We start from the raw sequence: 21,729 nt of genomic DNA, 5'->3' as shown, positions 1-21,729 counted from the left end.
GTAAACGGGGCCAGATTTAGCCCAGCCGTTTTTCATTCGATGTCCAAAAATCTCAAGAGAAAAATGTTACAAGTAATTGTTTTAATGGCGTAATTTCTTCTCATCACGAAAGGGTTATCCATCAGGTTTTCTTCGGGCTTGAAGTTTAAGACGACCGGTCATATTAAAATCGTGTAGCACCACGTACACGCAACTCGAACAACCAGGACACACCATGTCAGATACCTCAAATTCTCTCATCAATCGTCGTAGATTCATGTCAAGCGCTGCAACAATTGCTGTTGGCGGTGCGGCCGCATCCTCGCTAGTCATGCCCCTTCAAGCGGCGACACCGATTGTCGGCACGCAGACACCGCTGGTGTACCGCCGCAAGCTAGGGAGCTACGAGATCACCGTCCTGGGAGACGGCTATGTCGACCTTCCTCACCAAATTTGGGCCAATGTCACTCCTGAACAGGCTGACGGCTACCTTGCTGATGTGTTTCAACCTGCCGGATCGATCCGCAACGGCGTAAATGCCTATCTTATCAACACTGGCGAAAAACTGATCCTCGTTGACAGTGGCGCGCGCGATCTGTTCGGTCCAAACGCCGGCCTGCTCCCGGGCAACTTGGCGGCAATTGGTGTGAAGCCAGAAGACATCGACCAGGTTCTGATTACTCACGTTCATCCGGATCACATTGCTGGAATGTTCTCAGCAGAAGGCGACGTGGTCATGCCGAACGGCCAAGTCTTCGTCGATGAAACAGATCTCAACTATTGGACCAGCGAAGCTGCCCAAGCGCAAGCCGTCGACATCTCGAAACCCTGGTTCGATGTGGCACGTCAATGGAAAGGCGTCTTTGATGGTCGCATCTCCACGTTTAAAGGCGAAAAAGATCTGGGTGACGGAATCTCTGCATTCCCATTGCCCGGCCACACGCCAGGTCACACTGGCTACCGGGTCGAGAGCGGCGGCGAGACCCTTTACATCATCGGCGATGCCGTGATCAGTGCGGCCATCCAATTTGCGAACCCCGATGCGTCCGCTATTTGGGACACGAACGCAGAAGATGGCAAACAGTCCCGTCGTGCGATCTTTGATGTGGCCGCTCAGGAACGGGCACTGGTTACTGCCACCCACGTGCCGTTCCCCTCCTTCGGGTATGTCGACCGTCGCGCAGACGGGTCTTACGCATGGGTTCCAGAAGAATGGCGCTACGCCACCTGATTTGAACCACCCGATCAAAGCGAGTGCCGACGTCATCGGCACTCGTACTTCTCCCCTGAAAAACCACGGAATTTAGAGATGCGCGCCGTTTTTGTCGAAGCCAATGGGGGCCCCGAGGCCCTGAAAATCAAGAACGTTCCAAAGCCAACACCGGGGATTGATGAAGTCCTTGTCAAGGTCGAAGCCGCCGCTGTCAACCCATTCGATGTCCAAGTCCGCCGCGGCGACTATGCAGCTTACATGCCGACACCGCACAAATTGGGTGTAGATGTCTCCGGAACGGTTGAAGCCGTCGGGGAAGGCGTTAGCGCGTTCAATGTGGGAGATGACGTGTTCTATAGCGCGCGCGTTTTGTCCAACGAAGGCGGCTATGCCGAATACCATGTCGAACAGGCACAAATAATCGCCAAAAAACCCAAAGGTCTGTCGTTTGTGGGTGCAGCTGCACTACCAATCGCGGCCAGCACCGCTTGGGTTTGTTTGATTGAACGTGGACGCCTGAAAGCAGGTGATCGCGTCCTGATCCACGGTGGGTCTGGCGGCGTCGGCCTGTTTGCTGTTCAGATTGCGCACCTGGCCGGTGCCGAAGTGGTCGCCACCAGCCGCAAGGAGGTGCAGGACCTTGTACAGAGCCTTGGCGCGGACACAACCGTCGATTACCGTGCAGCCAATGCATGGGATCAGCTCGCCGCGCATTCAAATGGCGGGTATGATGTCATTATCGATCTCGTCGGTGGGGACACGATACAAAAATCCCTCAGCCTTTTGGGTGCTGGTGGGCGCGTTGTCAGCATCGTCGACCAGCCTAACCCGCAAAGCCTCTATGACGGTTGGGGCGTTAACGCCGAGATTCATCTGGTCTTCCTGACACCAAGCGCTGAACGACTTTCCCGCCTTGGGTCTCTGACAGAACGCGGATTGCTCAAGCCGCTGGTCGAACAGACTTTGCCACTGGACCAAGCCGCCGAAGCACACCGCTTGATAGAGGCCGGTGGGCGTAGAGGGAAGATTGTTATCGTCACCTCCTGACCGAACAGTATAAATGAAACCGATTGGTGCGGGCCGGACAATCCTGACCCGCGTCAGTCTGAAATCAATAGGTAACGACGAATGCCAAGAGCAAGCCACAAAGAAAAAATCGTTGATGCTGGACTCGCTGTGTTTCACGAAAAGGGCTACCACGCGAGCGGTGTGCAAACGGTCGTGGACTACGCCGGCGTCCCAAAGGGGTCTTTCTACAATCATTTCAAAAGCAAAGAAGAACTTGGTCTTGAGGTTCTGAAGGCATATTGGCGCCAATCAGAGGATCTGCGCGCCGCACTCAGAGACCCGGAACAAAGTCCGCTTGATCGAATTGACGCCCATCTTGCAGCGTTCAACGTATCCCAATCGGGCTGCCTGGTTGGAAACTTCACCAGTGAAATGGCGCACGAACCAGAGTTCCGAGAAGCCCTGAAGGAGGTCTACTCAGCCTGGATTGCAGACTTTGAAGCCTGCATTGTTGAGGGCCAGCAGGACGGTAGTATTCGAAGCGACGAAACAGCAAAGTCACTTGCCGAATTTGTTGTCACTGCGTTGGAAGGTTCGGTCTTGAAAAGAAAACTTGAAGACGACGAACAGACCCTCGTCAATTTCCGGAAAACAATGCTGATGTTTTTAGCGGCGGCCTAATCGCAATTGAAGGACAAGAGCGAGGCTCGGCTGTTAAGTTGCTGAAAAGCGTTTCTTTGAAACAGAAAATCCCCGGATAAGACTATCCGGGGACGAATTGGCAGGCTTAAGCAAGCAACCAGTGCTTACTGGTACTTGTACATCTTCTTTTCGGAAAACCACTTGCCTTGCCGTGTTTCTTTTGTGGAGCGCGCCTTGTCTGCCTCAGCAAAGAGCCGATGAGCCTCTTTGCTCTTGCCTGTGTGATATAGCGACCAAGCGCGCATGAGCATTGCTTTACGGCTTTCCCGGCCACCGGCTGCGTTTCTTTCAAGATATGTGAGCGCACCGCGCCAATCGCCATCGCCCATTTCACGTTCCGCGGAGCGGATAGCAGTGTTAGAGCGGGAAACGGATGGCCGCTTCTTGCGGCTGGTTGCCACCGTTGATTTATTGCTCTTGGTGGCAACTGTTCTGAGTGCAGGAAAATCACCGGACCATTCGGCGACAAGTTGCTGTTCACGGGCTTTTTGTTTCGTGCGCTGGGCAACGACAACCAGACCAAGCACCGCTGCTTCATTGGGCTGATACTGCATTGACTTGTCGAACCAGATTTCCGCTTCTTCAAATTCGTGCATCTCATAGAAGTGCCAACCGAGGACCTGGGCGGCAATTGGCGATTCAGCATCCTGGATGACGTTGGCAAAGCGTGAAAGCCGCTTGAACTCCATCTCTTCGCCATATCCCTCGATGAGCGCAATGGCGACCACTTCGAGGTAGGCCTTCAGGATGAGAGGATCCCTCCTGCGGTTTTTGTACGCCAGTTCTTCCGCTTCTTCGTAGCTTCCTGCCTCCTTGAGAGAAACCACAATTCCTTCAATGGATTTGACTGTGGGCTTCATCTTGTGAGCAGTGCGGAACCAGGTTTCAGCGATTTTGTAGTCTTCTCTGGAATAGAAGTACCAGCCGAGAAGTTCAGCATCTTCCGGGTTCTTGAGCGACTTGGCTGCGCGGCCGAGTGCCTCCAGATCAGAGGTGTCAACGAGCGCAGTGATATCTGCTGCCCCGTTGCCAATCTCCCCGCGCAGAATGTTCAGATAAACCTGATTGAATTCCGATTGCCCATCCAGCCGTGTTCTACCCATCTGGACCAATTGCTCGACGGCATTGCGCGGCAACAGTTCGGCCGCTTTTTGAACCGTGGCAATACGTTCTTTTTCATCGCTGCAATTGGCCAGAATGTACTTGTAGGCCTCAAGGGCTTTCAGCTCCTGGCCAGCGCTCAACAGCGCTTTTGCGGTCCGCCAGATAACATCGATCTCGCGGCAAACGAGCAGGTCGGGGTTTTCCACTGCAAGCCTGATCACTTCACCATTGTTTTCGATGTTTGACGCCTGGACCAGCGCTTTGCGTGCCTCTGCGTTGACAATTTGCCGGCGCAGTTCAGTGGAGGGCTCATAACCAGGATAAAGCTTTATATATTCTCGGATTTTGGCATAAAGCTCCTGTGTTTTTTTCGCAGCAAACAGATCCCACAGAGGTTGCTCGTTTACTTCGATCCGATTGGTGTCGAAGATATTCTCCGGTGGTTCCCATTCAGGGTGAAGGCTTTTGAGCCTCTTTATTTCCGCCGAAACGCGTCCGATTTCGCCATTCTTCGCGTAGTAGCGCAGTGCGGATTCATCCACCTCCGGCTCTGCAGTGACGACGCCTTGGCCGTTAGCAGGCCCGGTCGGCTTGTCAACCGTGAGAGAAAAGGGTGAAACGCTCACCGGTTGCGCTATTGGTTGATCGTTGCTTTGCAGTTTAAGCGTTAGGGGAAGGCTTCCCGACGGTTGGCTCGGCGCGGCTTCCCAAGGGGCGGACTGCGCATCGACGCCATTGGTGGCGAGCGTTAGAGCAAGCGCGGCAATCACCATTCTGGAGAAAGACATTTTGGGTTCCTCTCTGCAAGTGCGAGAACTGTAAAAATCTGAAGTGTTGAGGAGTAATAAGAGTCCGATCCGAACTGCAGTAGTGAGGTCGGAAAAGGTTCTGACGTGTCGATGCAGCGCGACAATGCGACGATTGATCGAAATCCGATCTCACTCATTGTGGACTGTATCGCACCGGTCACAACCTGGGTGACCGCTGGTCCACCTGGATTGCTGAAACCGTGCAATGTTGAAAAATCGGCTGCTTTCTTCTCGCGAAACGCGTTGCTGGAAAATGCGAGATAAAGCGGAATGCGAATGGCGTTGTAGCCGAACTCCGGTGGGAATTTATCGGAAGGCACGAGTTTGAAGCCGCTGATGTCCACCCAGTCTGGTGGAAGATAGGTGGGTGCCCGTTGGGAAAGATCCAGAATTTCCTCGCCCACAACAGCGATCTCTGCCCAGTTGGCCGATCTGTCGAATTGGGCAATGCTTTCCAGGGCGGGAAACACCCAATAGGACGGATTGACCGTCAAGGTCTTTCCCTCGTCTTCAACAAATCCCATTGCACCTGGAAGAAGAACCGGGCCAAGGCTTGTTTCGTGTACGAGAAGAGTGGCAACGTCCTGCAGGATTTTCCTTGCAGAAGCCAGGTTGTCAGGATTGTCCCATCGCTTGTAAGCCTCTAGAAGTGCCCAGGCAATGAGTAGGTCCCCATCCGTTGCATTGTTGATATCCGTAATATTGGGGCCTTGGTCCGTGTGTTCGACTTTCCAGGCAAAGAGGCTGTCGTTGCGGACCTGAAGCGTTTCAAACGAGTAGTCTCGAATAAGCTGAAACGCGTCGAGATCGTCCGCGGCAACGGCCAGAACCATACCGTAACCTTGGCTTTCGCTGTGGCTGATGCCCTTGTTGGCGTCGTCAATAACAGCACCGGCGTCCGTGACGAAGCGGCTCTTGTAGTCACGCCAGGCAGACCTCAGCCACAGCGACAACGCATCTTTTTCGCGGGCGCCGTGTCCGAATACCGGGTCGGACACAGCGCTGCTCGAAGCAAGCACAATTGCAAGCAGTGCTGAAATGACAGTTTTCAACATTTCAGCGCCCTGATTTTCTGAGCGCAACATAGTAGCTGAATGCCAGAACGACGCCGAACAGCACCATGAAGACCACAAAGTCGAGCATGTTGTGCGAAATCACGCCGGCAACAACCAACCGGCTGTTTCTGAGCTCGGAAGGATTGGCGAGCGACGCAAAATAATTTGCTTCTGAGAAACGGTCGGACAGAACGGTGTTGTCAGACGTTTTGTAAAGCGATGTGTCGCCCCCGAGCCAGGCCAGTCTTCCCTCCCGAAGAAGCGTGTCAACTCCGGACTTGACATCGTCGCCCGTCAATCCGGTGACGACCGTCCAAACGTCCTGCTTCACGGGTGCGCCAAAAAACGCGACCCAGCTTTCTTGCGGTGTGAGATCGGTGGTTCGCTGTGAGATGAGAACATCATTCTTTTCAAGCTTGAAGCTTTTTTGCGTCTGAAATTCAGAACCTAATTTGAACCCCATGTTGCGCCATGCCGAGTTGGCATATCTTCTCAAATCTGCCCAAAGGCCTGGCTCATTCGCATCAAGGGTCTCAAGGCCGACGAAATTTGCGACATGGCCGCGAGATGCGCTTCGGCGAGTGTCTTGAAGCGTATCGGTGTAAGCCTGCTTTGCGAGGCCGGAAAGCCGGTTGACGGGCGCTACGATCAAGCCTGGTTGAGACCCAACATCACCGGCGCCCATGACTAGCGAGACAGGCTGGACAATCTGGTTGATGGCAGATGCCGCTACAGCAAGCTGAGCAGCGGCCTCGAGGCTGTTGCGGTCATTTGACGGCACCTGAATATAGGTTGGCCGGTTATCCGCAGTGCTTTGAGGCAACAGATTGCCCGGCGACACGCTTGGCGTCACACGCATTCTGGCCAGAGAATCGAATTCGATCGTGGAGGTGCTTGTCTCGAAGGCCAAACGATCGACCCCATTGAGCGATGAGACATCGCAAACCTCATCCTCGGAAGTCAGAGAGGACACTTCAATGCGAAGCTCGTTGAAGCCGGGTGAAAATCCTCCGAGAGGAATGTTCACCGGCGAGCGGGAAGTGATCCCTTCCCTGGTCAATTCCGCTGAAGCAAGAGCAGCTCCATTTGCAAACACCTGAAGCCGGTTTGCATTCGAAAGGTTGGCAAGCGCCTCAATATCCAGGCTCAGAGTCGCCTTTCCATAATCGCCGACGAAATAGTCTTCCGGCAATCTGATGGAGAAGTCCCGTTGCATGAGCCGGCCATCGAAACGTTGGCTGCTGACCCCCAGTTCAGCAAGTGAAACAGCTGTTCCTGGCGTTATCTCGTAACCAAACTTGGTTGTGAATACTTTGATCCCGCGCTGCGTGCCGGTGATTGGAAGCTTTGACAGCGCTTCTTGAAATTGTGCGATGGAATGGTCCAATGCAGGTCGACTGTCTGCGGCAATCAAAAGCGACAATCGGCCTGTTTCCGGACTACGCATGAGCACTAGTCCTTGGATACCGGACCGGGTCCGCCCGACTGCATAGCCGGCCTTTGACAGTTCCGCACGCGTGCCGACAATAATGTCCATTCCTGCATTGGTGCCAGGTTCGGTCCGGATCTCGATGTTCGGATTCTGATATTTTCCGAAAACCGCTACCGCCTGCGCCACGGCGAGAGATCGATCCAGATTGGACATGCTCATGTTGGCGGGCTGGACCAGCCGGAAATTTGTCGAGCCTGTCACGTCGTTGGGAATTGCCCTGAGGACTTCCAGACCGGAAACGAGTTTCGGTGCAGTGTCGGCGCCGGGGTCGAAGACAAGCCCGGTGTTGGCTGGATTGAGCACCGTCCAAAGCTCATAGGTAGCTGGGATGGTGCAATCGACCCGGTGCTTGTGTCTCGCAACAAAGCGGACTTCGTTAAATCCCTCGACGATCAGTCCGGGCGGCAGATCGAAGCTTCGCAAAGATGCCTGTTCGCCGGAGGTTAGTTCAATGTCACCGACAAACTGTCCGTTGATCGTGACGCTCAGGTTGGAATACTCCGGTGCTGCGGAGACGGCCGTCAGATAGTCGACCTGCAGTTTGCGGTAAAGCAAAGCCTCGTCACGTGGCGCGTAAAGGGCAAGACGCAGTTCTGAAAACTCGCCCTCTAGGCGCATCTGGTCCGCCGTCGCAGTGAGTCGACGGATCGTGCGCCGTTCTTCTGTCTTTGTTTCCAGAACCGACAGATCGAGTTGTTGGGCATTGGCACCGAAAGGGACCGTGAGAACAGCTGCCGCCAGAAGCGCTGATTTCAGACACATGCTTCCAGTCGACACGATTGAATTTTTTATCATGAGGGACCTCACTCTGCAGGTGTCATAAAGGTTTCGGGAAGGTCGTTTTCGACGCGCGCGGATTTGCGACGCGCAGCGCTTCCAAAGAGCGAAAAGAACGCGACCACCGGAATACGAATGCCGTAGTGAACCGACCAGCGCACAAGCCGCAGCATGCCTCCGATGGGCGAGGCTCCTGTAAGTTTCCGGTTGTGCAGTGCTCTTGGAATGGAAAGGTCTGCAAACACCAGATCGCTGGACGCCTGGGCACACTTGGCGACTGTATCGATGTAACCGGCGCCGACGAGAAGGCCGGAGGAACTTGCCCGTTGAGAAGCAATATTCACGCTGATGCCGTCTTCTGGGCCGAAGTCTTCCATGTCTGTCGACGTACTGCCATTTCGACTTTGTTTTTGAGCCGGCAGCACTTTGAGGAGCCCTCGTTCGCCAAGCATGTTTCCGCTATGCGGCACTTTGTCGAAGTGCATCAGAACACCGTTGGTGTTGGCTTCCACCAACGTGACGGGAACCGTGTCTTCGCCAAGTTTCAATAGGCCTTTGCGCTGAACACGTATGCGAGGTGCAGTCCTGACTTCCTTGCGTTCCAGAATGGCTCCGAGCGCTGCCCCGGTGACGATCAGATTGAAAACATGCCAGATGCCCACCACTGACAGGAGTGCGGTTTGGCCAGGGTCATTCTCAAGGCGCCAAAACAGCACACCCGTCGTGGCCAGCATGAGCACAAACACGACGACATAAGGCCACGCGAGAACCGACAGTTGTTCCTTTTCAAGCGTTTCGCCTTTGGTGGTCACGTTGAATTTCGGGCTGCGTGGATTAAGCACCACCGAAATGATTGCCGGGAACAGGAAGATCGACTGGATGTACTCGTAGAGTTCGGAGATCCAGGGCCATCTCAACTTGCCATAGAGGCCCGACTGGATGGTTACGACTGCCAGAATGTAGGTGAGCGTATAGGCGAGAAATTCCTGAGGTGAGGCAATGTAGATCTTCATGCTGAATAGGATGAAGAGCAAGGGTGCCAGCAGGAAGACAAGCCTCGGAAAAGGAAACAGCCAAAAGAGTGCGCTTGAAACATATGCAACCCGCTGCATGAAGTTCAGGCCCGGTTTGAAAAGCGGGTTTTTCAAAAGGAGAATTTGCAGCATTCCGCGGCACCAGCGCGACCGCTGGCCGATGAATGAAGCAATCGTGTCTGGCTGAAGGCCGGCGATCATCGGACGGTCGACATATGCACTCTTCCAACCGCGGGAGTGTAGTTCCAATGCGGTCTCGCAGTCTTCCGTGATCGAGACGCCGGAGAATCCGCCAACTTCATTGAGCGCAGACCGGCGTAATACCGCTCCAGATCCGCAGAAGAACGTTGCGTCCCACTTGTCCAGACCCTTCTGGATCATTCCGTAGAACATGTCGTTTTCGGACGGCATGAAGTTGAAGGTGCGCAAGTTGCGCTCAACCGGGTCGGGGTTGAGGAAAAAGTGCGGGGTCTGAACCAGGAAGAGCTTGGGATCGGAGAAATAGGCCACTGTCTCGCGCAGGAATTCACGCGCCGGTGCGTGGTCGGCATCAAAGACCACAACCAGGTCTCCTTCGGAGCGTGACAGACCGTAGTTCAGGTTCCCGGCCTTTGCGTGTTCGTTCCTTTCACGGGCCAGATATGTAGCGCCGAGTTCGTCGCAAATGCGTTTCAGTGTTTCCGCCCGATCCCGGGCTTCGCGCGCATCTGCCGGGTCGTAGGCATTCAGTTTTTGGTCCGTTGCGCCGTCGTCGAGGAGAAAGACCCTGAATTTGTCCGCCGGATAGTCCATGTTTTTGGCCGCAGCGATGGTGCAGGCCACCAGACCGGGGTCCTCGTTGTAACTTGGAATGAAAACATCAACGCTCGGAGCGTCTTCATCCCGTGTCAGAACCTTGCGAGGCCGCTGGTAACGATCCGACACGATAAGAGCTGACAGAAAGAACATGAGAATGCAGAAAAGCTCGGCGGCCAAAAGCAAAACGCCGGGCACGAAGTCTGCCAGATTCTCGATTGGCGGCACCGTTTGTGTTACGCGCCAATAGACGTAGCGGCCAACGATAATGCCGCCCAGGGAGAGAAAAATGACCCGCCCTAGAGTGCCGGGAATAGCCTTTGTGAATTGCATTGCGAGCAGTAGGAACAGCCCGAGAAACAGCTGCACCTCTACGGACAAAGGCAAGGTCGCAATGAAAAACATTGCAATGGTAGCCACAGTGGCGAACAAATACGCCAGAAACTTCAGCATTGTCCTAACTCCATACTTTTATTGTTTAATTTCAAGTTCCGGGGCGATGGAAATTGCCCTTTGAACGACGTTGATCAGCTCAGCCTGCGAGCTGACTTCAAGCCTTTGCTGCGCCATTGCGATGTGATTGCGCGCAGTGTTGTAGCGAATACCGATTTCCTCGGCGGCCTGCCTGACGCTCTTGCCGGCGATCAGTTGCTGTATGAGGCGCGCCTGCTGTAGCGTCACACCGGCTGTTGCTTTGATCAGCAACGGATCCGCGTTGATGGGACCTTCGGTTGAGGCAACAAGAATTTTTTTGGTGAAGTAGTTTCGAACCGGGTCGTCTTGTTTGTCTTCATCAGAAAACGAAGGCACCGGTTCCAACAAAAGTTGTGTTCCTGACGCCGTATGCAGAATGTGCCGCTGCGTTGAAGGCGAGCTTTGCGAAAGCCCCTGTACAGCTAGTGCGTCAATGCTTTTTGCCGGATAGAACCGGGCAAGAAGGTCAGCTGGTCCCAAGATCCGGCCATCAACGATCCTCAGGTCTTCACCGCTTTGCAGCAAAGCCTCGGCCGCGGAGTTTTTTGTCAGGAGGTACCCGTTGCCATAGACGACCAATGCGGCATGCTTGATGTGCTTGATCCAATAGTCTGAGCTTTTCAGGTCTATCCTGTTAAAACCGAAAACGAGTTCTTCGGCATAGCTGCGGAAGCCCCCGAAAATATCTCCCATATAGGCAACCACGCCTTGGAAGAGCTGCTCGGAGAAGCCGCAGGGAATGTGCGCAGTCAAAAAAAGCTGAAGCCCGCTACCAAGGTCAACGGAAAGGGTCGCCGCCCGATCGGTCTCCAAAACCGATTTTGCTGGATCTTCGCTGCCATTTTCTTGGATACAGCGCAATACAACCGCATCATGATACACCGGTGCACAGATATCCCGTTTCAATGCAGCCAGTGTTTGTTTTTCTTGTTCAATGAGGAAACTTGCATCCCAGAGCCGTCCCGGGTCGTCAGTCGTAAACTGTGCTTCCACTGAATTTCGTAAGGAATCGAAAACAAAGACGCTGAAGACGAGATACTCAAATCGTCTTGCGAGCATATAGGGAAAGTCGAGTTTTTCGTGTGTACGGCGGTCTTTTAAAAAGCCGCCATACGTAATGTCTTCTCCGAAATGCCGAGAACCGAAATACATTTGGTGCCCCCACCTAAGTAAAGCTGCCGTAGTCTGTTGCCTGTCTAAGTGATCGCTTCTGTATGGCGACCGATAATTTCAATTTTTGAGTAAGTGCGCCCCATGTGCCGGAGCGTTAAAAAAGTATTAACAAACTAATAAACCAATGCTGCAACTCTTGTCTTGGTGCAGTTGCATCAAAATTTGGGCGTAGATGTATTATGGTTTACAGAATTGTTTGATTTATTTGCATCAACATTTTCGAATTCTTCAGGAAAAGGAGTTGTCTAATCACGGTTCATCTGAAGAAAAATCGAATACAACCATATTTAAAACTCTGGGCTGTAGACGGGGGCGTAGAATTTCGCAGTAATGCTGCAGTGCAATACGGATGTTTTTCTTCCAAATATACGATGGCTTGGCTAGGTGTTGGCCGATGAGCACATTGTTTTTGGCAACAATTGGTGTTGGCTGCAAAAATAGTCTTGTGAGCGAAAGAAATAAATTCTGCTCAAAAAGCGTGCAGGGTTGAGTAAATAAGACACACACCCCTACCATCGCATAAATGCAAGTCGCGAGTTCGTGATCATTTTTTTGAAAATCGCCGGCTTCAGAGTACAATTTCAGCCGATTTCGCGCATGCCGAACCAATGCTCTGCACCAACTTGTGCAAGAGGCACCACAAAAATTTGACGGGTTCAAGTGCGGTATTCCGCCTGCCAACTTGCAGCAAGGCCACTTCGCCAAACAGCCGGTGTTTTGAATCTTGAGGCTTTGGCGCACCCGACAGGATTCGAACCTGTGACCTCTGCCTTCGGAGCGCGTCTGGACGGTTTTCGCTGCTGTTTCTATTTGTTCGCAGTGGCGCGCTAAGTCACTACGTAGATTAGATTTTTCTAGATCCGAACACCGAAGTCAGTATCCAGGAACGCGTCATAATTTCCTTCCGGGTGTTTCCGTGGTGCTTCCGAAAAGGCGCCTCTGGAACCACTCAAGTTCAGGAGAATTGACGTGCCTAAGCTGACCAAACGAATTGTCGATCAGGTAGAAACGGGCAAAGCCGACTACTTCATTTGGGACGATGATCTGCAAGGATTCGGTCTCCGAGTCTTCGCCTCCGGCAGGCGGAGTTATGTCGTTCAGTACCGTGCCAAGGGTCGCACGCGCCGATTCACCATCGGGCCGCATGGGATCTGGACACCTGAAACAGCGCGCCGAGAGGCCCGCATTTTGCTCGGCCGCGTCGCCCAAGGCGATAACCCTGCCGAGGAACGGGAACTCGACCACAAGGCCATTAACGTCAAAGAGCTTTGTGAGCGCTATCTCGAAGACGCCAAGGCAGGGCTAATTCTGGGAAAAAAACGGCGCCCAAAAAAAGATTCAACGATCTATACAGACGAAGGTCGGATCAAGCGCCACATCATTCCTTTGCTCGGTACGCGCCGGGTCAAGGACCTGACGTCGGCCGATATCACGCGATTCATGCGCGATGTTGCCGCCGGCAGGACGAAGATGACCGAAAGGACCAAGAAATACGGCCGGACGATTGTCCGCGGTGGCATTGGCACGGGTACCCGTACCTTGGGTCTGCTTGGCGCAATCCTTACCTACGCGCGTGAGAACGGAATTATCGAGACCAACCCGGCGCATGGAATTCGCAAGCCAGCGGACCAGAAGCTTAACCGCAGACTTTCTGAAGATGAATACCGGCTTCTTGGTCAGCTGCTTTGTAATGCTGACGACGACGATCAGCTTGCGACCGCGGCTTCAATGGTTCGCGCGCTCGCGCTGTCTGGCTGCCGGCGTGGGGAGATCATCAATCTCGACTGGCGGGAAGCCGCCGAGTTGCAGATGGATATGCTGCGGGTCGATGCCGATATTCTTTCCGGTTTTCCGGACCGAGCCAGCCCATGACCAGACATCCCCAAACATCCTCTTGTGCAGCTCGAAAACAAAGCCCTCGGTCAATAGATCCGCATTGCGGCGACGATCGATCCAGGCGACCGCATCATCTATATTCGCCTGCTCAGCTTCATTGAGGTCGGCACGGGTCGTGATCCATGTCTGCAGCAGTCCCTCTCGCTCTTCTGCATCAAGGGGTGTTGCATCGTCGGGCTGTGCAAAGACGTCGCTCACGTGGACTCCCAGAGATCGCGATCGCGCAACGCCGTCTCGATATAGTTCCGGATGCGCTTCTCCAGGTCGCGATCGACCTGCTGATCTTCGAGCGCCATGGAATGCGAGACGCGGCCGAGCGCCTGCAACGCAATTTCGCGTGCCTTGTGATCGACCATCTCGGTGAGGCTTGTCTTGGGCACGAGCGCATAGACAAGCACGCAGTCCATCGCCTCAGCAGCGCGGCGTAGCGTGTTGAGCTGGATCGTGCCACCCGCCTCGGAGCGCTCGAGGCTGACAATGCCCTGGGCGGTCATCCCAAGCCTTTTTCCGAGCTGTGCACCCGTCATGCCGATCGCGTCGCGAATGGCGCGGACCCACCCTTTTGGTGGCCTGGTGAAGCGATCGATTGGCTTGATCAACGCTAGTTTGCTGTCGAGCCGATCTCTGGCTCTGTTCCGAATCGCGGGTTTCATAAACTTGTGACTTTATTCAAGACGAAGAATTATCAAGTTGCAACTTGATACAATAATTAAAATGATAAAGCCAGAAATTTATTATATGGATAACTTCTGAAAGCCATAACTTTATTTTTAGCGGTAATGACTAGGTCGAATGGACGCGTGTCGGTCCCTTAAATCCGCCAGCGCATGAGCCGGCATTCTTCGGAGTAGCGTGATCGACACATCGCTCAAGCAGTGCGAAACCATCATCTCATATGCCAGGGATAAATGGTTCCACGTCACCAGAATCTGGCATCCTGCATCACGGGAGAGGCCTGAGGCCTTTGCGACCTTGGCAATTGAGGTGAACCAGGGTTTTAAGCGCTATTTTGAACGTCAGTTGGTCAGGGTCGCGACGTGAGCAGCGCGTGGCTTGGCTGGATAGGGTGTGAGAGGAAGAAGATCTGCTTCGACCCTTGCCCGCCCGTTTCCGGCCCCGTTTCGCGGTTGCGCGAGCCAAATGCACAGGTGGTGTTCGCTTCCTGAAATCCTGCGTTCTGCCTTTACGGCTTTAAGACTATGCGGGGGAAGGCCTTCCCCCTGGTCGGCACTGTGTTGCCGGCCACCCCCTTCTGCGGGGAGACCCCGCAACACCCCCTGAGAGTGAGAGCGCGGACTGGGTTTGCCGTGACGGGTTGGAAGCTGGAGAGGAGGTCTCCGGCGCCTGTCACGGAGAACCGAGATGTCAAGACATGATCGCACCCGACGCGCCGGCTCGGCCAGGGCGAACCTTTACGACGAAGTCACCAACAAGATCATCGCCGAGCTGGAAGAGGGCCGCGTGCCCTGGGTGCAGCCCTGGGGCACGTCCGCAGCGAAAGCCCCGCTCGGCTTGCCGAAGAATGCAAGCACGGGCCGCAGCTACAGCGGCATCAACATCCTTCTTCTCTGCGGCGCTCTCGTCCAGCACGGCTTTCCCGGTCAGGGCTGGCTCACATTCCGGCAGGCTCTTTCCCTTGGCGGAAACCTACGCAAGGTCGAACGCGGCACCACCATCGTCTATGCCGACAACTTCGTTCCCGAGGACGAGAAGAAGCGTGCTCGCGACACCGGCGAAGAGGCGCAGGCCATCCCGTTCCTCAAACGATTCACCGTGTTCAACACGGCGCAAAGCGAGGGGTTGCCCGACGACATCGCCGTCACCATTCCGCCGCCGCCACCAGAGCTGATCGAACCGAAGGTCGAAGCGCTCATCAAGGCGACCGGCATTGATTTCCACATCGGCGGTAACAAGGCGTTCTACGTTCCGGCCGACGACTATGTGGTCGTGCCGCCACCGCAGGCTTGCTTTGAACCGATCAACTGGCACAGAACGGCCCTGCACGAAATCGGTCACGCCAGCGGTCATCACAGTCGGCTCAAACGTGATCTCTCTGGCTCCTTCGGCTCGAAGAAATACGCCTTTGAAGAACTGATTGCCGAACAGATTTCGGCTTTCTGCTGCGCGTCGCTCGGCATCGTCCCGACCGTACGCCATGCGGATTACATCGGCTCTTGGCTCGACGTCCTGCGCGAGGATTCCCGTGCCATCGTCCGTGCCGCCTCGCAAGCCAGCAAGGCGGCGGACTGGATCTTGTCCTTCCTTTCGGATGAGACTGGTTCCGCCGACACCGCTACTTGCGACAGGAGGGCGCCATGAACCTCTTGACACCCGAACTGCGCGAACGCCTGCTTGCCAATGGCCGTGAGCGCGACGTCGACCATGTGCCGGTGGTCAAGTTCTTCAATCCCTTCGGTGCCGGCGTCTGGCTCGCGTCCGAGCTGGATCCGGACGGCGACATTCTGTTTGGCCTTGCCGATCTCGGCTATCCGGAATTGGGCAGCTTTTCACTCGAAGAACTCGCGTCCATCCGCTTGCCCTTCGGAATGGGCATCGAACGCGACATCCTGTTTCAGACGGAGACGCCGGTTTCAACGTGGGCGGAAGCGGCCCGGCGAGCCGGCAGCATCCGCGGGGCTGGAAATGACGTCGACCTGGCCCCCGGTGATCTCTATTGGTTCAAGGCCGCACAAGGGGCTATTCACAATGAAGCACCGCGGCCGGGTGCCAGAACCCATGCGTTGCAGGTTTTCGTCAACCTGGCCGAAGAAAACCGGCATGACGCGCCATCAGCGTTTCACCTTGCTGCCAAGGACATTCCAAAACTGCCGGGCGACCGCGCCACCGCACGGCTTGTCCTTGGCGAAAGCAATGGTGTTGCGGGCGCCGCAGCACCGGACATCCCATTGACGTTGCTCGACATTGAGATTCAGGCCGGGGGACGGTTCACGCATCAAGGCGACAGCCGCCACCATGCTTGGATCCTCGGGGTCAAGGGAACATCCACCGTGTCGTGGAATGAAAGCACTGCCGAACTGACGACAGGCAAAGCCATTGCCTTTGCCGGCGCCATCGACATCTCATTTTTCTCCGCACAGGGCGCGCACGTCGTCCTGTTTCGTGGCCCCCCTCTCCGCCAAGCCTTCGTCCAACGCGGCCCGTTTGCGATGGGCAACGCGGCTGAGCTTGACGCAGTCGAGGCCGACTATCGAGCCGGCCGCCTCGGCTCAATTGACTGAACACAACCCACTCAAGAGCAATCAGAAAAGGAGAAGACCATGACCAATCGACACAACCCGCTCCCCCTGACCCGTGACAATACCGCTGTCGTGTTTGTCGACAATCAGGTCGGGCTGATGACCGGCATCCGCGACTATTCGATCGCGGATCTCAAGCACAATATTGTCGGTTTGGCCAAATCCGCGAAGATCCTCGGCCTGCCGATTGTCACGACTACTACTTCGTCAGAAACACTGCGGGGACCCGCCATTCCGGAATTGACGGCAGCTCTGCCTGACCAGACTTTCATCGACCGGACAACCGTAAATGCCTGGGATGACCCGCGGGTGGAAGAAGCCATTCGCGCAACCGGGCGGAGCAAACTCATTTTCGCGGGTCTTTCCCTCGAGGTCTGCGCCGCGTTGCCCGCAATGCGTGCCGTTCGCGAAGGATTTGAAGCCTATATCGCCGTGGACGCCAGCGGGACATTCAACATGACGAAGCGCGAAACCGCTTTGGTCCGTTTGACCCAAGCCGGAGTGGTCGTCGCCGATGGCGCAAGCCTTGTGATCGAAATCCTCGCGGACAATGCCAGCAATCAGGCTGGTGAAGTCTACAGCGCCCTGGGCATGGATTGGTCGCTTCTCGTCAGCCAGGTCCGACAGAGCGCGTGACTGCGCGCAATCCGTGAGAGACCAAAAATCGGAAGCTTCAGCGGGTCATTTTTGGCTGGATAGTCGTTGTATACGGACCCTACAGCTTCTCCAAGCAGTTACGAAGTGTGGAAAGCTGCGCTTCGTTCTCAAAAAAATTCCAACAGAACTCGGTCCGCGGAGCAGAATTTCGAGTCCTCCAGCACATATTTCTGCTTTCCGCCGTCACTTCCCCGGGGAGAGACGCCCTGTAGCGGGCATTGATTTTATCTGCAACGAACCTCCGCTTCGGGCCAAGTGAGACAAAGCCTGGCAAGGGCAGACTACGGGCATGCACTTCAGCCACGAGCGCGCCTTTAAACCAACGCTCACTCTCAAGGTCAGGCAGGGACGGCACCGGCTGCCACGGGCGAGGCGTGTTTCACGCCCTTGCTGTCGATCTTGCCACCGGTTTTCAGGTGATGTTCGAGGCTGTCGAGCATGAGCGACACACGCTTCTTCATCACGGGTTTCATCATCAGGTTCCCCATGATCGCGCCGAGGGGCCCCATGCCCAATTGGATATCCATCTCCACCGTAACATCGGTCGCGTTGCCGCGCGGAGAAAGGCGTATCACGGACGTGCCACCCTTCATCGGTTTCGGCGCCTCGCTGAGCGACAAGTGGACTGCACGGCCGTTCTCGATCTTGGTGATTGTTTCGACGATCGAGGTCTTGTCGACGAACTCGCAACGCCGTTTCGCGCCGACGCCCTCGTTGTTGTGGCTCAGCAGCGGCGAGCGCACGACCCAGGGCTGGAAGCGCCAGATGCCACCCCAGTCGTTGAAGGCCGCCCAGGCATCTTCCGCCGAAGCGTTGATCCGTTTTGTCAGTTCTGCACGCATGGTGGTTCCTTTCGCGTTTCAGGGTTTTCGATTGAATCTTCTTGGTTCGTGTCCGGAGGACAAAAACTCTGTCCTCGGCGGAATCGAGTGAGAGGTTGGAATGGTCGACATCGCGTGATGATGTCCGCCACCGCACCGTCTGCAGTTTCGGGCGTCTTGAGTTCGAGTTGAATTGTGGCGTGCTTGGTCATTTCGGGCGCGTCCTCTGGCGCGATTTTGTTCGCTTGGCATTGTTGAAAGTGATTACCGCCCCTCGCTTTTGCCACTTCTAATTTTGCACCAGTGAGGTGCAAATTTCGAAGGTGATGGACGGAAATCCTTCCACTAAGAACATGCGGTACGACCCCACTCCCTGACCACCGCAGGAGGAAAGCCGATGCGTCGTCTCATGCTCACTGCCCTCATGGCCGCTTTGCTTCATACGGCGCCGCAGGCGTCTTCAGCCGAGGAAGGTTGGACAGAACTCGATCTGTCCAAGACGCGGATCGTAGCAGCTCAGACGGCGCTGCCGGCGAACGGGGCGATCCGGATAGGCGTCGACATTGCGCTTGATGATGGATGGAAGACCTATTGGAGGAGCCCTGGCGACGCCGGCTATCCCGTCACCGTCGACTGGTCCAGATCGCAAAATGCGGAAGTCGGAGAGATGCAATGGCCCGCACCGTACCGTTTTTCGCTCTTCGATCTCGATACCTTCGGTTATGGTGAGCGGGTGGTCTTTCCCTTCGATGTGACGGTTCTCGATCCCTCACAGCCGACACATCTAAACGCCACTGTCGATTACCTGCTCTGCAAGGAGGTCTGCGTCCCGCAGGTCGCCCAGGTTTCTCTGACGCTGGAACCGGGTGTGTCGGTGGCCAGCACCGAAGCTCAGCTTATCGATCTTTACAGTTCACAGGTTCCTGGCAATGGGGCCGGGGCAGGGCTGGACCTTCGCATGGCTGCAATCGAACCGGGCGGGTCCCGCGTGAGTGTCGAGGTCGCGTCGATCTTTCCGTTCACCTCTCCAGACGTGATCATCGAGGGGCCGGAAGACGTTATCTTCGGCAGGCCTGAAATCGCGTTTCGCGAGGACGGACTTGTCCTATCGGCGTCCGTGCCAGCCGAGACCTTCGAAGGTGGGTCCGTGCGCCTATCAGCGGAAGACATCACGATTACGGTCGTTGACGGTGCGCGCGGCCTTGAGACGGGGATAAACAGCAACCCTGCAACGTCCCGCGCTCCGGTCCCGACGACGGCCTTCCTTGGGCTGCTGGGCATCGCCTTTGTTGGTGGCCTGATCCTGAACCTCATGCCCTGCGTCTTGCCGGTTCTGTCGATCAAGCTTCTGTCGGTCGTCTCGCATGGCGGGCAAAGCCCGACGCGCGTGCGTCTTTCTTTCTTGGCGTCAGCGTTCGGAATTATCGCCTCCTTCTGGGTGCTGGCCCTCGGCGCCATTGCGCTCGGCGTGCTTGGGGTCGCGGTGGGATGGGGCATCCAGTTCCAGAACCCGTACTTCCTGGTCTTAATGGCGAGCGTCGTTATGATCTTCGCCTACAACCTCTTCGGCATGTTCGAGATATCCTTGCCGCAATGGATGTCCGTCGCCGCACAGATCGGCGACTCAGACAGCCTGCGCGGGCATTTCCTGACCGGCGTTTTCGCGACGCTCCTGGCCACGCCCTGTTCGGCGCCCTTCGTTGGAACGGCGGTCGGTTTCGCGCTGTCTTCGGGCGCGCCCGAGATCCTGGCCATCTTCACGGCTCTCGGCTTTGGGCTCGCGGCGCCGTTCCTGCTCGTTTCGATTTTCCCGAAAATGGCGACGTCGATGCCGAAGCCAGGCAAATGGATGCTAAAGCTCAAGAAACTTCTGGGTCTGGCACTTGCGGCGACTGCGGTGTGGCTGCTGTTCGTTATCGCCGGCGTCTCAGGGAAGGTCCTCGCCCTGGTCGTTGCCACAGGGTTGGCGGGCATCGGGGCGGTACTCTGGGCCGGTCGCGGGGACGCAAACGGGTCGGCCTTTGTCGGCACAGCGATCGCAGCGCTCTCGCTTGCTCTCATGGCAAGTCCTGCCATTTTCTCTGCCGGGGGTGGATTTGCGTCCCAGGCTGCGACGGCAAATTTCGCGAATTTCAGCGTTGCGGAACGCGATCGCCTTGTGTCCGCCGGAGATGTCGTGTTCGTGGACGTGACGGCGGACTGGTGCATCACCTGCCAGGTGAACAAGCGCCTCGCTCTCAGCGACGGGAACGTGCGGGCTGCGCTGGAGGCCGAAGGCATCACGCCGCTCCGGGCGGACTGGACCCAGCGCGACGACGCGATCCTGTCTTACCTGACGAGCCAAGGGCGTTACGGCATCCCGTTCAATGCCGTCTATGGGCCGGGCGCGCCTGACGGCATAGTGTTGCCGGAACTGCTAACGCCCGGCGCCGTCCTCGACGCGCTGCAAGAGGCGCGGGGTTAGGCCCCCCGGCCCTCGATCAGGTCCAGCTTGTCGGACACTGCGTCGTAGAGGTACTCCCGGAACCGGCGAAGCCGGACGCTGTCGCGCAGGTCCGGGTGGGTAAGGACCCACAGCGAGGTATGTGGCACGGCGCGGGCGCTGGGAACCCGTCGAAGATCCGGTTCGAGGTCACCCATCATGCAAGGCAGATAGGCCATTCCGAGTCCCCGTTTTGCGAACGCCATCTGCACGAACACGTCGTCGAAGCTGCCCATTACCGGCATGGGTTCCAGCCCGGCGGAATGGACCCATTTCGGATACTCGACCACATCGTCCCAGCCCAACCATTTGGCGTTACGGTTCACGCCACTGAAGACATGCGCATCAATATAGTCGGCTGATGCATACGCACAGGACGCCTGAGTCGCGAGGTTACGCCCAACGAGATAGTTGGGGGGCGAGTTGCCTTGTGACGTGAAGCGCATTGCGATGTCGGCCTCGCGCTTGGAAAGGTCGAGCAGATCCTCGGTCAGTTCCAGGGTCAGGTTGACGAGAGGATTTTGCTTGACGAAGCGCGTGAGGTCGTCGGTCAGCACGCAGACCGCCATCGGCAGGGGCAGGGTGAAACGCACGTCCCCCGACAGTTCCGAGTCCCGTCCCGCAACCGACCGCTCAGCGGCGTGCATGGTTTCCTCAATCTTCTGCGCGGAGACCACGAGCTCTTCCCCGGACGGCGTAATCAGCAGTCCGTCGGGCGTGCGGTCGAAGAGCCGGGTCTTCAGTGCGAATTCCAGCGCATCCATGCGGCGCGACACTGTCGAATGTGCGACCTTGAGGTTTTCGGAGGCCCCGCGGATCGAACCGGCCCTGGCCACGGCGAGGAAAACCTTCAGGTCATTCCAGTCAACTGACATGCGTTCGGGGTCTCCTCGTCGTCTGAAGTGCAAAAATGGATGAGTCGTCAGTTACATGGTCCTAGCAATATTGACTGTTCCAATTTTCGTCCAGTGTGGCGCAAAAAAGGAACGTGCGGTGCGTTT

At 56.0% G+C, this 21,729-nt stretch carries 15 protein-coding genes and 2 pseudogenes; 9 read left to right on the top strand and 8 right to left on the bottom strand.

Features of this window, described 5'->3' with window-relative positions:
- The first annotated feature begins 214 nt into the window (after positions 1 to 214).
- The 3 genes from Q0835_RS17475 to Q0835_RS17465 all read left to right on the top strand — a co-directional run bounded on the left by Q0835_RS17475 (position 215) and on the right by Q0835_RS17465 (position 2,881).
- Positions 215 to 1,210, top strand: a complete 996-nt coding sequence (locus Q0835_RS17475) for an MBL fold metallo-hydrolase (RefSeq protein ID WP_298963399.1) — start codon at positions 215 to 217, stop codon at positions 1,208 to 1,210.
- 78 nt (positions 1,211 to 1,288) lie between these two features.
- Complete coding sequence (locus tag Q0835_RS17470; RefSeq protein ID WP_298963398.1) at positions 1,289 to 2,239, top strand: NADP-dependent oxidoreductase; 951 nt, start codon at positions 1,289 to 1,291, stop codon at positions 2,237 to 2,239.
- 81 nt (positions 2,240 to 2,320) lie between these two features.
- The gene (locus Q0835_RS17465) at positions 2,321 to 2,881 is read left to right on the top strand and encodes a TetR/AcrR family transcriptional regulator (protein ID WP_298821485.1); all 561 of its coding nucleotides are present in this window, start codon (positions 2,321 to 2,323) and stop codon (positions 2,879 to 2,881) included.
- 125 nt (positions 2,882 to 3,006) lie between these two features.
- Here the strand turns inward: Q0835_RS17465 and Q0835_RS17460 are convergent, their stop codons facing one another.
- From Q0835_RS17460 to Q0835_RS17440, 5 genes are read right to left on the bottom strand one after another with little or no spacing between them, the layout of a single operon-like run.
- Positions 3,007 to 4,794 carry a hypothetical protein gene (locus tag Q0835_RS17460; protein WP_298963396.1) on the bottom strand — a complete coding sequence of 596 codons (1,788 nt, stop codon included), beginning with the start codon at positions 4,792 to 4,794 and terminating at the stop codon, positions 3,007 to 3,009.
- Positions 4,773 to 5,870 carry a glycosyl hydrolase family 8 gene (locus Q0835_RS17455; protein WP_298963394.1) on the bottom strand — a complete coding sequence of 366 codons (1,098 nt, stop codon included), beginning with the start codon at positions 5,868 to 5,870 and terminating at the stop codon, positions 4,773 to 4,775. The genes Q0835_RS17460 and Q0835_RS17455 overlap by 22 nt, the downstream gene beginning before the upstream one ends.
- 1 nt (position 5,871) lies before the next feature.
- Complete coding sequence (locus Q0835_RS17450) at positions 5,872 to 8,157, bottom strand: cellulose biosynthesis cyclic di-GMP-binding regulatory protein BcsB (RefSeq protein ID WP_298963392.1); 2,286 nt, start codon at positions 8,155 to 8,157, stop codon at positions 5,872 to 5,874.
- A gap of 8 nt (positions 8,158 to 8,165) precedes the next feature.
- On the bottom strand, positions 8,166 to 10,421 hold the full coding sequence (gene bcsA, locus Q0835_RS17445) for a UDP-forming cellulose synthase catalytic subunit (RefSeq protein ID WP_298963390.1): 2,256 nt from the start codon (positions 10,419 to 10,421) through the stop codon (positions 8,166 to 8,168).
- Between the two features lie 18 nt (positions 10,422 to 10,439).
- A complete protein-coding gene (locus Q0835_RS17440; RefSeq protein ID WP_298963388.1) occupies positions 10,440 to 11,594 on the bottom strand; it encodes a LuxR C-terminal-related transcriptional regulator in 1,155 nt (384 codons plus the stop codon).
- Positions 11,595 to 12,584: 990 nt separating this feature from the next.
- On the opposite strand from Q0835_RS17440, the pseudogene Q0835_RS17435 reads away from it, so the two are divergent.
- A pseudogene (locus Q0835_RS17435) lies at positions 12,585 to 13,409 on the top strand (integrase arm-type DNA-binding domain-containing protein); the annotation flags it as partial.
- A gap of 296 nt (positions 13,410 to 13,705) precedes the next feature.
- Here Q0835_RS17435 and Q0835_RS17430 read toward each other — a convergent pair.
- Positions 13,706 to 14,164 carry a mobile mystery protein A gene (locus tag Q0835_RS17430; RefSeq protein ID WP_298963386.1) on the bottom strand — a complete coding sequence of 153 codons (459 nt, stop codon included), beginning with the start codon at positions 14,162 to 14,164 and terminating at the stop codon, positions 13,706 to 13,708.
- Between the two features lie 709 nt (positions 14,165 to 14,873).
- Here Q0835_RS17430 and Q0835_RS17425 point away from each other — a divergent pair.
- The 4 genes and pseudogenes from Q0835_RS17425 to Q0835_RS17410 all read left to right on the top strand — a co-directional run bounded on the left by Q0835_RS17425 (position 14,874) and on the right by Q0835_RS17410 (position 17,404).
- Positions 14,874 to 15,830, top strand: a complete 957-nt coding sequence (locus Q0835_RS17425; protein ID WP_298963384.1) for a zincin-like metallopeptidase domain-containing protein — start codon at positions 14,874 to 14,876, stop codon at positions 15,828 to 15,830.
- Positions 15,827 to 16,150, top strand: a pseudogene (locus Q0835_RS17420) (DUF2958 domain-containing protein); the annotation flags it as partial. The gene Q0835_RS17425 and the pseudogene Q0835_RS17420, both read left to right, overlap by 4 nt.
- Before the next feature lie 102 nt (positions 16,151 to 16,252).
- Complete coding sequence (locus Q0835_RS17415; protein ID WP_298963537.1) at positions 16,253 to 16,750, top strand: pirin-like C-terminal cupin domain-containing protein; 498 nt, start codon at positions 16,253 to 16,255, stop codon at positions 16,748 to 16,750.
- Between the two features lie 39 nt (positions 16,751 to 16,789).
- Positions 16,790 to 17,404, top strand: a complete 615-nt coding sequence (locus tag Q0835_RS17410; protein WP_298963382.1) for an isochorismatase family protein — start codon at positions 16,790 to 16,792, stop codon at positions 17,402 to 17,404.
- 359 nt (positions 17,405 to 17,763) lie between these two features.
- Here the strand turns inward: Q0835_RS17410 and Q0835_RS17405 are convergent, their stop codons facing one another.
- Entirely contained in the window at positions 17,764 to 18,267 is a 504-nt protein-coding gene (locus tag Q0835_RS17405; RefSeq protein ID WP_298963380.1) for an SRPBCC family protein, read from the bottom strand.
- 376 nt (positions 18,268 to 18,643) lie between these two features.
- Between Q0835_RS17405 and Q0835_RS17400 the strand changes: the two genes are divergently transcribed.
- The gene (locus tag Q0835_RS17400; RefSeq protein ID WP_298963378.1) at positions 18,644 to 20,710 is read left to right on the top strand and encodes a protein-disulfide reductase DsbD domain-containing protein; all 2,067 of its coding nucleotides are present in this window, start codon (positions 18,644 to 18,646) and stop codon (positions 20,708 to 20,710) included.
- Here Q0835_RS17400 and Q0835_RS17395 read toward each other — a convergent pair.
- A complete protein-coding gene (locus Q0835_RS17395) occupies positions 20,707 to 21,603 on the bottom strand; it encodes a LysR family transcriptional regulator (RefSeq protein ID WP_298963376.1) in 897 nt (298 codons plus the stop codon). The genes Q0835_RS17400 and Q0835_RS17395 overlap by 4 nt on opposite strands.
- Positions 21,604 to 21,729: the final 126 nt, after the last annotated feature.

The organism is uncultured Roseibium sp., from assembly GCF_947499295.1.
In the GTDB taxonomy this organism is placed as follows: domain Bacteria; phylum Pseudomonadota; class Alphaproteobacteria; order Rhizobiales; family Stappiaceae; genus Roseibium.
Note: the sequence above shows the minus strand (reverse complement) of the source record. Positions and strands in the feature narration are given on the sequence as shown.